The organism is Telluria sp. AIW5 (genome assembly GCF_056680575.1).
In genome coordinates this window covers 5,480,967-5,494,295 of record NZ_CM155289.1, presented here as the reverse complement: position 1 = coordinate 5,494,295, position 13,329 = coordinate 5,480,967, and the positions used below count along the sequence as shown (strand labels likewise).

14 protein-coding genes are annotated in these 13,329 nt (G+C 65.2%); 8 read left to right on the top strand and 6 right to left on the bottom strand.

Annotated elements, in window-relative coordinates; all coding sequences use genetic code 11:
* Window positions 1-48: 48 nt before the first annotated feature.
* The 3 genes from AC1MEM_RS24205 to AC1MEM_RS24195 all read right to left on the bottom strand — a co-directional run bounded on the left by AC1MEM_RS24205 (window position 49) and on the right by AC1MEM_RS24195 (window position 2,420).
* A complete protein-coding gene (locus AC1MEM_RS24205; RefSeq protein ID WP_499474633.1) occupies window positions 49-822 on the bottom strand; it encodes a BPSS1780 family membrane protein in 774 nt (257 codons plus the stop codon).
* A 5-nt stretch (window positions 823-827) separates the two neighbouring features.
* Complete coding sequence (locus AC1MEM_RS24200; protein ID WP_499474632.1) at window positions 828-1,817, bottom strand: homoserine kinase; 990 nt, start codon at window positions 1,815-1,817, stop codon at window positions 828-830.
* A 75-nt stretch (window positions 1,818-1,892) separates the two neighbouring features.
* Window positions 1,893-2,420 (bottom strand): hypothetical protein, encoded by a 528-nt coding sequence (locus AC1MEM_RS24195; protein ID WP_499474631.1) that lies wholly within the window; start codon window positions 2,418-2,420, stop codon window positions 1,893-1,895.
* A gap of 177 nt (window positions 2,421-2,597) precedes the next feature.
* On the opposite strand from AC1MEM_RS24195, the gene polA reads away from it, so the two are divergent.
* Entirely contained in the window at window positions 2,598-5,336 is a 2,739-nt protein-coding gene (polA, locus tag AC1MEM_RS24190; RefSeq protein WP_499474630.1) for a DNA polymerase I, read from the top strand.
* Window positions 5,337-5,463: 127 nt separating this feature from the next.
* Here the strand turns inward: polA and AC1MEM_RS24185 are convergent, their stop codons facing one another.
* Window positions 5,464-6,807 carry an MFS transporter gene (locus tag AC1MEM_RS24185; RefSeq protein ID WP_499474629.1) on the bottom strand — a complete coding sequence of 448 codons (1,344 nt, stop codon included), beginning with the start codon at window positions 6,805-6,807 and terminating at the stop codon, window positions 5,464-5,466.
* A gap of 104 nt (window positions 6,808-6,911) precedes the next feature.
* Window positions 6,912-7,679: a class II aldolase/adducin family protein gene (locus AC1MEM_RS24180; protein ID WP_499474628.1), complete on the bottom strand. Its 768-nt coding sequence runs from the start codon at window positions 7,677-7,679 to the stop codon at window positions 6,912-6,914.
* A 134-nt stretch (window positions 7,680-7,813) separates the two neighbouring features.
* Here AC1MEM_RS24180 and AC1MEM_RS24175 point away from each other — a divergent pair, with 134 nt between their 5' ends.
* The 3 genes from AC1MEM_RS24175 (at window position 7,814) to AC1MEM_RS24165 (ending at window position 9,296) form a co-directional block, all read left to right on the top strand.
* Window positions 7,814-8,740 (top strand): LysR family transcriptional regulator, encoded by a 927-nt coding sequence (locus tag AC1MEM_RS24175; protein WP_499474627.1) that lies wholly within the window; start codon window positions 7,814-7,816, stop codon window positions 8,738-8,740.
* 9 nt (window positions 8,741-8,749) lie between these two features.
* Entirely contained in the window at window positions 8,750-8,935 is a 186-nt protein-coding gene (locus tag AC1MEM_RS24170; protein ID WP_499474626.1) for a hypothetical protein, read from the top strand.
* A gap of 169 nt (window positions 8,936-9,104) precedes the next feature.
* Window positions 9,105-9,296 (top strand): hypothetical protein, encoded by a 192-nt coding sequence (locus tag AC1MEM_RS24165; protein WP_499474625.1) that lies wholly within the window; start codon window positions 9,105-9,107, stop codon window positions 9,294-9,296.
* A 32-nt stretch (window positions 9,297-9,328) separates the two neighbouring features.
* Here the strand turns inward: AC1MEM_RS24165 and AC1MEM_RS24160 are convergent, their stop codons facing one another.
* Complete coding sequence (locus AC1MEM_RS24160) at window positions 9,329-10,210, bottom strand: LysR family transcriptional regulator (protein ID WP_499474624.1); 882 nt, start codon at window positions 10,208-10,210, stop codon at window positions 9,329-9,331.
* A gap of 123 nt (window positions 10,211-10,333) precedes the next feature.
* Here AC1MEM_RS24160 and AC1MEM_RS24155 point away from each other — a divergent pair, with 123 nt between their 5' ends.
* The 4 genes from AC1MEM_RS24155 (at window position 10,334) to AC1MEM_RS24140 (ending at window position 13,329) form a co-directional block, all read left to right on the top strand.
* Window positions 10,334-11,455 (top strand): NADH:flavin oxidoreductase, encoded by a 1,122-nt coding sequence (locus tag AC1MEM_RS24155; RefSeq protein WP_499474623.1) that lies wholly within the window; start codon window positions 10,334-10,336, stop codon window positions 11,453-11,455.
* 48 nt (window positions 11,456-11,503) lie between these two features.
* Window positions 11,504-12,178, top strand: a complete 675-nt coding sequence (locus AC1MEM_RS24150; RefSeq protein WP_499474622.1) for a cupin domain-containing protein — start codon at window positions 11,504-11,506, stop codon at window positions 12,176-12,178.
* Between the two features lie 54 nt (window positions 12,179-12,232).
* Entirely contained in the window at window positions 12,233-12,871 is a 639-nt protein-coding gene (locus AC1MEM_RS24145) for an FMN-binding negative transcriptional regulator (RefSeq protein WP_499474621.1), read from the top strand.
* A 65-nt stretch (window positions 12,872-12,936) separates the two neighbouring features.
* The gene (locus AC1MEM_RS24140; RefSeq protein ID WP_499474620.1) at window positions 12,937-13,329 is read left to right on the top strand and encodes a VOC family protein; all 393 of its coding nucleotides are present in this window, start codon (window positions 12,937-12,939) and stop codon (window positions 13,327-13,329) included.

Below are 13,329 nucleotides of genomic sequence, written 5' to 3'. Positions count from 1 at the left end.
ATACCGCCGACACGACGCGGCGTTCCGCGTGGGCACAGAGTGCCCACCCTACTTCTCGAGATTGACGCGCGGCCCCGCTGACGTATCGCTCGGCTTCCCGAAAATCTGCCGATACCCCGCATACATCGCGCACTGCAACAACAACACGAACAGGAAGATCAGCCACATGATCGCCACCCTGGCCAGGCTCGAACCCCCGAGCACCAGCGCGACGATGAAGCACACGACAAAGAAAATCGCAAACCACGCCATCAAGAGCACGATGAACACGCGCGCGCTTTTTAGCACGGCAAAGAAGCTGTAGAAGGTCGCCTTGCCTGGCCCCATCTGTTGCCAATAAGTCAGCGGCGCGGCAAAGGCCAACGCGATCAGCACGGCGACATCCAGGATAAAAATACCGAGCATCGCCAGCAAGTCAGACACATGCACCTGTGGCGGCGCGGCCGGGTCGACCGGCTGCGACACCTGCTGCCAGAAGCTCGGGTCGATCGCGACGCTGGTCAACAGGGTGAGCAGCAGCGAGGCACCGAGGTAGATCAGGCCGATCTTGCACAGCGCCATGAACACCGGCTTCCTGAAGCCGGTCAGCAGCACGGCCGGGGTGACGCGTTCGCCGTTCTCGATCATCAGGCACGCCTTCATGAATGCCATCGAGAACGAGGGAATCAGGACGACGGCCACCATCTTGCCCAGCAGCGGCACGGCGCTGATCAGCAGGCTGAACAGGATATTCGCGAACAGCAGGGTCGTCAGTGCAGCAGGTTGCTTGCGAAACAGGCCGGTGCCTTGCTTCAGCCAGTTCCAGCCGGTAATTGCGGGCATGTTGTTCATTCGTGGTGAGCCAGGCGGGGTGCGGGCGTGGCGAGTCGGTCGCGCAGGATGCGCTCGAAATGGGTCGGATCGTGGGGCGTGAGCATCTCGGCTTCGCGCGGCACATAAAAATCGTAGAGGCGCGACAGCCAGAAGCGCAGCGCGGCGGCGCGCAGCATCGGCTGCCAGGCAGTTTCTTCCTCGCTCGTGAACGGACGCGCGGCGCGATAGGCCGCCAGCAGCGCATTGACGCGCGCATCGTCGAGCTTGCCGCTGTCCAGGTCGATGCACCAGTCGTTGACGGTCACGGCCAGGTCGAACAGCCAGGTGTCGACGCCGGCAAAATAAAAGTCGAAGCAACCGGTCAGCTTTTCGCCGACGAACATGACGTTATTGCGGAACAGGTCCGCGTGGACCGGGCCGCGCGGCAATTGCGCATAGGAGGCGCCGGCGGCGAAACCGGCCTGGAAGGCCACTTCGTCCTGCAGCAGGCGCGCATTCTCGGCCGACAGATAGGGCAGCACTTGCGGCATCGTTTCCTGCCACCAGTCGAGTCCGCGCAAATTCGGCTGCTGCATCGGGAAGTCGCTTGCTGCCAGGTGCATGCGCGCCAGCATCGCGCCGACTTCACAGCAGTGCACCGGCTGCGGATCCATCTGCGAGCTGCCTTCGAGCTTGCTCACGATGGCGGCCGGCTTGCCGCGCAGCGGCACCACCAGTTCGCCCGCCGCGTTGGGCACCGGCGCCGGCACCGGGATGCCGCGCTCGGCCAGGTGGCGCATGAGCTGCAGGTAGAAGGGCAACTGCTCGAAATCCAGGTTCTCGAAGACGGTCAGCACGTATTCGGTACGCTGAATCGTTGCCTGAGCGGGGCGCTCGGTCGTCAGGAAGAAATTACTGTTTTCGATGCCGGAGGCAATGCCCTTGAGCGCGACTGCCTGGCCGAGGGGAAACTGTTCCATCCACTGGGTGAGGTCATCCAGTGTTACCGCCGTGAAAACTGCCATGGTGCGAGAGGGCTTGAGAGTCTGAAGGGAAAAGAGTCGGGGCGTGCGGGCGCGAGCGCCCGCCTGGCGGATTGGTCAGCGGGTGGCGGGCAGCGGCGGTGGCGGCGGGATATCGGCCGGCTTCGTCATCGGGACGGTTGCCGCCGGCACCTTGGGCGGCGCACCGGTGGCGGAAGCCTGCGCCGCGCCCGGCGCCGCCGTGCCTGCCGCGGCGGCAGCCGCTTCGGCGTCGGCCGCCGCTTTCTTCTTGCCGTTCAGGTCGAATTCCAGGACCTGCCATTGCGGCCCGCCGCGCGTTCCGCTCTGGGCGTCGCCCGGCTGGGCGTTGCCGGCCGGCTGATTCGGCCGCAGCACATAATGGCTCTTGCCGCTCCGGACCTCGACTTCGGTCACTTGCCCGTTGTTGCGCTTTTCACGGATCTGCGTGCCGCGGCGCGGTTCGATCTTCGTGGCCGGCTCGTCGCTGCCCGGTTCGATGCGTTCGGTCCCTTGCTGCTGGGCAGTGGGCGCCGGTTGCGTCGTTTGGGCCGTTTGCGCGATGGCCGCGCCGGCACAGCCAAGCAAGGCGATCGACAGGGTCAGGCGGGGGAGTGTGCGCGGCATGATGGTCACCTAATATCGTTTGAACCATTGTAACAAACACAGTGCCTTCCCTGTGAAATGTGTGCCGGCGTCTCCATATGAGAGCTCAGCCGCGGCCTCCCTGTTGTGCTTTCTTCATATGGGATTCTGCGATAATGACTGCCACTTCCGCTCTTGCCGGCTTCACCCATCATTCCTATGCAAAATACCCTGCTGCTCGTTGACGGTTCCAGCTACCTTTACCGCGCCTTCCACGCGCTGCCCGACCTGCGCGGCCCCGACGGCCACCCGACCGGCGCGATGCACGGCATGGTCAACATGCTGCGCCGCCTGCGCGCCGACTATCCGGCCGCCTACATCGCCTGCGTCTTCGATGCGAAGGGCAAAACCTTCCGCGACGACATGTACGCCGAGTACAAGGCAACCCGCGCCTCGATGCCGACCGACCTCGCCAAGCAGATCGAGCCGATCCATGAAGTGGTGCGCCACATGGGCTGGCCGATCCTGATGGTCGAAGGGGTCGAGGCGGACGACGTGATCGGCACCCTGGCCGTGCAGGCCGCCGCGAAAGGCATGCACACCATCGTCTCGACCGGCGACAAGGACCTGGCGCAGCTGGTGAACGACAAGGTCACGCTCATCAATACGATGAGCAACGAAAAGCTCGACGAAGCCGGCGTGCTCGCCAAATTCGGCGTGGCGCCGGACCGCATCATCGACTACCTTACCCTGATCGGCGACACCGTCGACAACGTCCCGGGCGTGAACAAATGCGGCCCGAAAACGGCCCTGAAATGGCTCGCCCTGCATGGTTCGCTCGACGGCGTGATGGAAAACGCGCACGCGATTGGCGGGGCAGTGGGCGAAAACCTGCGCTCGGCCCTGGAATGGCTGCCGCAGGGCCGCCAGCTGATCACCGTAAAAACCGACTGCGACCTGATGGGCCATGTGGTCTCGATCGAGGAAAGCCTGGTCGCCCGTCCGGAAGACCAGGACGCGCTGCGCGACTTCTTCCAGCGCTACGGTTTTAAAACAATGCTGCGCGAACTGCAGCAGGGCCCCGGGGTCGGCGCACCGGCGCTGAATTCGCCCGAAGGCGCACAGGACACGCTGCCGGGAATGCCGATCATCAAGGGCGAGTACGAACTGGTGACGACCTGGGAGCAGCTCGACAAATGGCTGGCGCTGGCCGATGCCGCCGCACTGACCTCGGTCGACACCGAAACGACCTCGCTCGACCCCTTGACGGCGCAGATGGTCGGCATCTCCCTGTCCGTCGAAGCGGGCAAGGGCGCCTACATTCCGGTCGCGCACCGCTACGCCGGCGTGCCGGAACAGCTGCCGCGCGAAGAGGTACTGGAACGCATGCGCGGCTGGCTGGAAAATCCGGACAAGCCGAAGCTGGGCCAGAACCTGAAGTACGACATGCACATCTTTAACAACCACGGCATCACGTTAAAAGGCATCGTCCACGACACGCTGCTGCAATCCTATGTGTTCGAGTCGCACAAGCCGCACGACATGGACACGATGGCGATGCGCCACCTCGGCTACACGACGATTCCGTTTGTCGACGTCTGCGGCAAGGGCGCGAACATGATCTGTTTCGACCAGGTCGAGCTGAATCGCGCAACCGAATACGCGGCCGAAGATTCCGACATCACCCTGCGCCTGCACCAGACCATGCTGCCGCACGTGGAAAAGGACGCCGGACTCACCTACATCTACAAGCAGATCGAGCTGCCGACCCAGATCGTGCTGCAGAAGATCGAGCGCAACGGCGTGCTGATCGACGCCGAAAAACTGGGCGCGCAGTCGCGCGAACTGGGCGCGCGCCTGATGGAGCTCGAAGCGCAAGCCTACGAGATCGCCGGCGGCCCCTTCAACCTCGGCTCGCCCAAGCAGATCGGCGAAATCTTCTTCGTCAAACTCGGCCTGCCGGTCATCAAGAAGACGGCCACCGGCGCACCCTCGACCGACGAAGAGGTGCTGCAAAAGCTGGCCGAAGATTTTCCATTGCCGAAGGTGCTGCTGGAACACCGCGGCCTGTCGAAGCTGAAGTCGACCTATACCGACAAGCTGCCGACGATGGTCAACCCGAACACCGGGCGCGTGCACACGAACTACGCGCAGGCCGTCGCCATTACCGGCCGCCTCGCATCGAGCGATCCGAACCTGCAAAATATCCCCGTGCGCACCAGCGAAGGGCGCCGCATCCGCGAAGCCTTCATCGCGGCGCCGGGGCACAAAATCGTATCGGCCGACTACTCGCAGATCGAGCTGCGCATTATGGCGCATATTTCGGGCGACGAAGCGATGCTGCGGGCGTTTGCCGAAGGCGAGGACATCCACCGCGCCACGGCCAGCGAAGTCTTCGGCGTCGCGCTCGACGAGGTCGAGAACCAGCAGCGCAGCTATGCCAAGGCGATCAACTTCGGCCTGATCTACGGCATGAGCGCCTTCGGCCTGGCGGCGCGCCTCGGCATCGAGCGCGGCGCGGCGGCGAGCTACATCGAGCGCTATTTCGCGCGCTTCTCGGGCGTGAAGCAGTACATGGACGAAACCCGCGCCGCCGCCAAGGCGCGTGGCTATGTCGAGACCGTGTTCGGCCGGCGCCTGTGGCTCCCCGAGATCAACTCCCCGAACGGCCCGCGCCGCGCCGGCGCCGAACGGGCGGCCATCAACGCGCCGATGCAGGGCACGGCGGCCGATTTGATCAAGCTGGCGATGATCGCGGTGCAGGACTGGCTGGAAGCCGAAAAACTGGGTACGCGCATGGTCATGCAGGTGCACGACGAACTGGTGCTGGAGGTGCCGGAGGCCGAGCTGGAACTGGTGAAGGGCAAGCTGCCGGAACTGATGGCCGGCGTGGCGGAACTCAAGGTGCCGCTGGTGGCCGAGACGGGCGTGGGCGGGAACTGGGAAGAGGCGCACTAACACCAGGTGGACGTAAAAAAACAAGCCCGGCGCGGGAGACCGCGTCGGGCTTGTTTCGTTTCCGGCGTGCGTGCCCTACGGTGCGCCGCCGCCGAAGCTTATCGGCGGCGGTCCGACGGCCTTGCGATTAACCCGCAACGGCCTTCGGTTTATCCTGCGGCGCGACGCCATCCGTCACTTGCGCAGGCCCACGTCCCTTGACGAACACCAGCGTCGTCACCGCCGCCAGCACCGCCAGCCCGGCCAGCGCATACAGGCCGCCTTCGAAACTGCCGGTCGATTGCTTGATCCAGCCCACCGCATACGGGCCAACGAAGCCGCCCAGGTTGCCGACCGAGTTGATGAAGGCAATCCCGCCCGCCATCGCGGCGCCGCTCAGGTAAGCCGAGGGCAGGGGCCAGAACGGGCCCTTGCAGCCGAGGATGCCGACCGCCGCCAGGGCCAGCGACAGGATCGACCAGATCGAGCCGCCAAAGGCCGCCGCCATGTAGAGACCGAGGGCCGCCATCACCATCGTCAGCACCAGGAACCAGCGGCGCTCTTTCGTGCGGTCCGACCAGTAGCCGATGATCAGCATGCCGGCGCAGCCGACGATGTAGGGCAGCGAGGTCAGGAAGCCCACTTGCAGGTTGCTGAAGCCTTGTCCCTTGATCATCTGCGGCAGGAAGGAGGACAGGCCGACGTTGGCGCCGGTGGCGCAGAAGTAGACGAAGGCCAGCGCGAGGATCGCAGGATTGGTGAACACGGCGCGCAGCGACGAGGTCTGTTTCACCTTGCCGGCCATTTCACGGTCGGCCTTCAGCTCGGTGTCGAGCCAGGATTTTTCCGCGGCCGTGAGCCATTTGGCGCCTTCCGGACGGTCGGTCAGGTAACGCAGCACGACCCAGGTGGCCAGCACGGCAGGCACGCCTTCGATGAGGAACAGCCACTGCCAGCCCTTCAGGCCCTGGAAGCCGTCGAGCCCGAGGATCCAGGTCGAGAGCGGCGCGCCGACGGCGATCGACACGGGGATCGAGAGCATGAAGGCGGCAATGATGCGGGCGCGGTAGCGCGCCGGGAACCAGTAGGTCAGATACAGCACGACGCCCGGGAAGAAGCCCGCCTCGGCCACGCCGAGCAGGAAGCGCATGACGATGAAGCTGTTCGGGCCCTGGATGAACGCCATGCCGGCCGAGAGCAAACCCCAGGTGAACAGGATGCGGGCGATCCAGCGCCGCGCGCCCACTTTGGCCATCATCAGGTTGCTCGGTACCTCGAACAGGCAGTAGCCGAGGAAGAAAATACCGGCTCCCCAGCCGAAGACATAGGCCGACAGGCCCAGGTCCTTGTTCATCGTCAGCGCGGCGAAGCCGACGTTGATGCGGTCGATGTACGACAGCACATATAAACCCATGAGCAAGGGCACGAGGCGCCAGAAAATCTTGCTCATCACCTGCTTTTCAACTGCGCTCATTTCAGTTGCTTTGTCCATCTTTGTCTCCTGTTGAATGCACGCGGCCGGACCGGTCCGGCACGCATGCAGCCGCCTGGCCCCTCTTGTCGGGAAGCTCTGGCGTTGGTTGTGGATCGAAGGTCTTAGTCGCGGTAGGACGTATCGCGGCGATCGAGCAAACGCAGCATGGCCGGCCACTCCATGATGCCGTACGGCCGGCGCACGTGCGGCTCGAACTGGTTGGCCGTCTTTTCGAGCACATGCTGCGGCGGCACGATCAGGGCCGCATTGCATGCCAGCGCATCGAGCTGCACCTTGCAGGCGTTCTCCAGCCAGTACATGGTGTTGAAGGCCTCGGCGACGCTCGGGCCGCAGGTCAGCAGGCCGTGGTTACGCAGGATCATCACATCGGAGGCGCCAAGGTCCGCCACCAGGCGCTCGCGCTCGTCCACGTCGACGGCAACGCCTTCGTAGTCGTGATACGCCACTTTCCCGAAGCGCATGTTGGTCTGGGCGATCGGCAGCAGGCCGCATTCCAGCGCCGATACCGCCATGCCTGCCCGCGTGTGGGTATGGATCACGCAATCGACGTCCTTGCGCGCGCCGTGGATCGCGCTGTGGATCACATAGCCGGCCTGGTTGATGCCGTAGGTCGGGTTCGGGTTGAACAGGACGTCGCCATCCAGGTTGATCCGGATGAGGCAGGACGCGTTGATCTCCTCGTACATCATCCCGTAAGGATTGATGAGGAACTCGCCTTCGCTGCCGGGGACGTGGCTGGTGCTGTGGTTGTAGACCAGGTCCGACATGCCGAAATGGGCGATCAGCCGATAGCAGGCGGCGAGGTTGACGCGCGCTTCCCACTCGGCTTCCGAGACCAGGCTGCGGACGTTCTGTGCTGGGTTGTTCATGGCTCTTCCTTGACAGGGCAATCTGATAGTGAGCGTGCATTGTCAAACAAAGTTTTGAATGGATACAGGCCGTTTTATCACATTTGAACGATAGAAAACTTATCTTCCCACGCCGGCAGTGCTAGACTCCGGCCATGGATACCCGTTTCTTGCAAAGCTTTGTCGCCGTCGCCGAATGCGGCTCGATGGCGGAAGCGGCGCGCCGGCTCGACCTGACGCCGGCCGCCGTCGCCGCCCGCATCCGCACCCTGGAAGAGGAGCTGGGCGTGGCGCTGGTCATCCGTTCCGGCCGCGCCGTCAAGCCGACCGAGGCGGGCCTGCAGATCCTCGACCAGTCGCGCGGCGTGGTCAGGAGCGTGACCGACCTGCGCGCCGCCGCCCTCGACCGCGACGGGCTCGGGCAGCTGCGCCTCGGCTGTTTTTTCTCGGCCGCGACCTCGATCATTTCGCCGGTGCTCGAGAAGCTGTACGCCGCCCATCCCGAGCTGTCGGTGTTCGTCGACGTCGGCCACTCGGTCGACATCGCGGCCAAGGTGATGGCCGGCGAGCTCGATGCCGCCATCGTGGTCGAGCATCAGTTCGCGATCCCGAAAAGCTGCGAGTGGCATGCCCTCTTCGAAGAGCCGCTGGTCGTGATCGCGCCCGCACGCTTCAAAGGCGAGCAGGATGCGCATGCCTTGCTGCGCTCCGAGCCTTTCATTCGCTACGACCGCCGCATCTGGGGCGGCCGCCTGGCCGACCGCTACCTGCGCGAGCGGAACATCCAGCCGCGCGTGCGGCTCGAGATCGATGGCCTGATGACCATCGCTACCTTTGTCAGCCGCGGCCTTGGAATTTCGCTGGTGGTGGACTGGGGGCCGATGTGGACATCGAGCCTGGCGCTGACCCGGATCGCCTTGCCCGGCGCTGCGCCGCTGCGGCGCATCGGCCTGCTGCGCACGGTGCGCGGGCCGCGCGACAAGCTGGTCGATGCGGTGCTGCGGCATGCGCTGGCCGTGTGCGGGACGAGTGATGGACAGGCGCGGATGGCAGGCCCGGACAGCATCGGCGATCAGGAGTAAACTAGATCCATGAAACCTCGCCGCGATTACGATACTGCCAGGCTGATCGATGCATCGATCGCCGCCCTGCGCTCGCAGGGCATGTATGCCGCAGCGCGCATGCTGTGCGAACAGGGCGTGCCGCTCGAGACCGCCCAACGGGTGCTGCGCCAGCCGGGCGAGCGGCGCACCTACGGCGACGCCGTCATCCACTGACGCTCTGCTGCAAACCGTTCATATCCCCGCTTTGTGCGCTTCATCGCGTGTTTTCCGCACTTCGTCGCAAGCCGGTGGAGAAGCGCGGACACGATTGCTAAAGTACTCCCATCGAAAGCCCGAACGCAGCAGCGACCGGGCTAAAGCACACCACCGAAGGGAGCCTGAAATGAACGTCCTCAAACACATGGAATCGCTGTTCCTGGTCGCCGCACTCGTCGTCGGCGTCAGCACTTACGCCAGCGCCGAGAGCTACAAGGCGCAGGTGCGCGCCGATTCGATGGTCTCGGTCGGCAGCGAAAAAATGGCAACCGTGAAGGTCGTCGGCAAGCGCCTCCCGGCCGCCACCAAGTTCGCCTGATCCGCCATCGGTGCTGGCGGCCGCATAGGGTCTTACTGCCGCCGCGCCAGCTCCCGTTCCAGCGCATCGAGGAAGATTTTTACGCGCGCCGGTGCGTAGCGCCGCGTCGGGGTAAGCGCCCAGATCGACAGGTCTTCCATCGCGGCGTCTTCCAGCACAACGCTGACCAGGTCGCCATTGCGCAACTGCTCGTGCACGTCCCAGTAGGTCAGCATGGCCAGGCCCAGCCCTTGCAGGGTGGCGGTGCGTACGGCATCGACATTGCTGGTCGTGAAGCGCGCATCCACCCGCCGTCTCTGCAGCGCGCCGCCCACGATCAAGGGCCAGCGCGGCACGCTGTGCAGCACGATGCAGCGATGGTCATCCAGGTCCGCCAGCCGCGCCGGCACCCCATGACGCGCCAGGTAATGCGGCGCGGCGCAGATAATGCGCGGATTGCCGGCGATGCGCCGGGCAACCAGTTCCGAGTCTTCGAGGGTCGCGATGCGCAGCGCCAGGTCCAGGCCCTGGCCGACGATATCGAGTACCCGGTCCGACAGGTCGAGATCGATCCGCAGGTCAGGATGCTGTTCCAGCAGCGCCGGCAGGAAGGGCAGGATGATGGTCTGGCCGAATACGCTGGGGGCGGTGAGTTTCAGCGTGCCGGACGCGGCGGCGTGCGATGGGCCCAGGGCGCCGCGTGCGCTTTCCTCGGCTTCCGCCATCGTGTTCGCATATGGAAAAAACGCCTCGCCTTCGGCCGTCAGCGACACCGAGCGCGTGGTCCGGTGGAGCAACCGCACGCCGAGTTCCTGCTCGAGGACGGCGATCCGGCGCGATACCTGCATCGGCCCGACATTGAGCTGCCGCGCGGCGGCGGACAGACTGCCGGCGGCCGCCACCGTCAGGAAAATCCGTAGGTCTGCAGTCTGCATTCTTAACCTTTTTTGATAAAGCGGCTTCACGCGAGCGGAGCTGGTCCCGGCACGCCGTGCCCGGTAGGATGGTATCTGAAGCGCCCCAGTTCAGGGGTGCAAGCAGACGAAAGAGAGTCCCGCATGAACGATTTCCGCTCCGTGATTTTATCCAAACACGATATGAAGAACTTCAGCACCCGCAACCGCCTGGCCGTGGCGCCGATGACGCGGGTGACGGCCACGCCGGACGGCGTGCCGACGGCCGCCATGCGCGACTATTACGCCGGCTTCGCCCAGGGCGGTTTCGGCCTGGTGATTACCGAGGGCCTGTACACCGACAAGGCTTTTGCGCAAGGCTACCGGAACCAGCCCGGCATCGCCGACGACGAGCAGGCCCGCGCCTGGGCCGGCATCACCGCCGCGATCCACGCCCATGGCGCGTTGGCCTTCGCACAGCTCATGCATGCGGGCGCGCTCAGCCAGGATAATCCCTTCCGTTCCCATACCGCCGGGCCGTCCGCGGTGCAGCCGGCCGGCGAACAGATGGGCTTTTATCACGGCGCGGGCGCGTACCCGGTGCCGGTGCAGATGACGGAACAGGATATCGCCGAGGCGATCGATGGCTTTGTCCATTCGGCGCTGCGCGCGATGCGCGTGGCCGGCTTCGACGGCATCGAAATCCACGGCGCCAATGGCTACCTGCTGGACCAGTTCCTGACCGCCCACACCAACCTGCGCGAGGACCGCTGGGGCGGCGACGTGCATGGACGCGTGCGCCTGTTGGTGGAGGTGCTGCGGGCCGTCAAGGCGGCGGTCGGCAACGAGGTGCCGGTCGGGATTCGCATCTCGCAAGGCAAAGTCAACGACTTCAGGGCCAAGTGGCCGGGGCGCGAGCAGGACGCCGAAGTGATTTTCTCCACGCTGGCACGGGAAGGCGCCGATTTCATCCACGTCACCGAGTTCGAAGCCTGGCAACCCGCGTTCGATGGCGGTAGCGACAGCTTGCTCGCACTGGCGCGCCGCCACGCGCCGGGCGTGGCGATCATCGCCAACGGTTCGCTGCACTCGATCGAACGTAGCGCCGAAGCATTGGAACTGGGCGCGGACCTCGTCGCACTCGGCCGCGGCGCGCTGGCCAACCCGGACATGCCGAGGCTGTTCGAGCAGGGCGCCGCGCCGCGCGCCTTCGACGGTGCTATCCTTGGGCCGATTGCCGATATCAAGGACAGCGAGCTGGCATTGCGGGCCGCTGCCGCACAATAACCGTCACGGGGACCACGCTGCCATCCCCTGGCATCCGGAGCAAGGTTTATGCTGGTTAACGCCGATTTCGCGCGCGCCGTCGTCATCGTCCCGCACCAGTACGAATGGGTCGCGTCTCCGCAAGCCGGTGTCGAGCGCGTCATGCTCGACCGGGTCGGCGCCGAGCAGGCGCGCGCCACCAGCATCGTGCGCTACGCGCCGCAGTCCAGCTTCCCGCCGCACGCGCATCCGGGCGGCGAAGAAATCCTGGTCCTGTCCGGCACCTTCTCGGACGAGACCGGAGATTATCCGGAAGGCTGGTACCTGCGCAGTCCGCCGGGTTCGGCGCACCGGCCATCGAGCCGCGAAGGTGCCCTCATTTTCGTGAAGCTGCGCCAGATGGCGGATGGCGAGACCCAGCCCGTGCGGATCGACACGCGCGACTCCGCTGCCTGGCGGCAGCAGCCGGGCGGACGCGCTGTCTGCCCTTTGTTTTCGGGCGAACGCGAGCAGGTCTGCGTGCAGCGCGTCGGGCCCGGAGCAGCAGTCTTCCCCGGCCCGATCGACGGCGCCGAGCTTCTGGTGCTGGAAGGTGAGCTCATCTTCGAGGGCCAGGCCTGCGCGCGCGGCAGCTGGATCCGCCTGCCGGCCGGCTCGTATCCGGCGCTCGCCACAGGGCAAGGGGGCGCCACGTTTTATCTGAAGGCCGGGCAGCTGGCAGCCGCCGGCACGGCGACGCAATAACCGGTGCGGCAGCTACGCATCCCGATCAGCGGCCAAGGAAACACAGGAGAGCAGATGTACTTCCCACCCCATTTCGACGAATCGCGCACCGAGGTGCTGCACGACCTGATCCGGCAGCACCCCTTTGGCACCCTGGTCACGCATGGCGCGGGTGGACTCGACGCCAACCACATTCCGTTCGAACTGATCAGCGGCCAGGGTCCGCTGGGCACCCTGAGCGCCCACGTGGCGCGCGCCAATCCGGTCCGGCAGGAACTGGCCGATGGCGCCGAGGTGCTGGTCATCTTCCGCGCCGGCGACGCGTATATCTCGCCGAACTGGTATCCGTCCAAACACGAATTCCACAAGCAGGTGCCGACCTGGAACTACATGGTCGCGCACGCGCATGGGCGCATCACCGTGCGCGACGACGAGCGCTACGTGCGCGGCGTGGTCGCGCGCCTGACGCGCACCCACGAAGCATCGCAGCCGGCGCCGTGGAAGATGGGCGACAGCGCGCCGGATTTTATCGACACGCTGCTGCAGGCCATCGTCGGCGTGGAGATCGAGATCACGCGCCTGGCGGGCAAGTTGAAGCTCAGCCAGAACAAGGAGGTGCGCGATATCCGCGGTGCCGTCGAGGCGCTCCAGGCCCAGGGCGACCGTGCGATCGGCGACGCCATGCTGGCCTGTGCCGATGCCAGGCCGGGCTGACAAAGCTTGCCTTCGGCACAATACTCCTCGTACACTCGAATTCCGAAGAGACAGAGGAGATACGCATGTTCAGTCACATCATGATCGGTTCGAACGACATCGAACGCTCGAAAAAATTCTATGACGCCGTGCTCGGCACCCTGGGCGCAAGCGAACCGCATCGCAACACGGCCCCGTCCGGCCACAGCCGCCTGTTCTACCGCCACGATGGCGGCAGCTTCGGCGTCACCGAGCCGATCAACGGCGAAGCGGCGACCTTTGCCAACGGCGGCACCATCGGCTTCCGCTGCAGCTCGCCCGAGCAGGTACAACAATTCCACGACACGGCGCTTGCCCACGGCGGCACCACCGCCGAGGAGCCGCCGGGACTGCGCGAGGGCAGCATGGGCGCCCTGCACCTGGCCTATGTGCGCGACCCGGACGGCAACAAGCTGTGCGCGGTGTATCGCGTAAAGTAA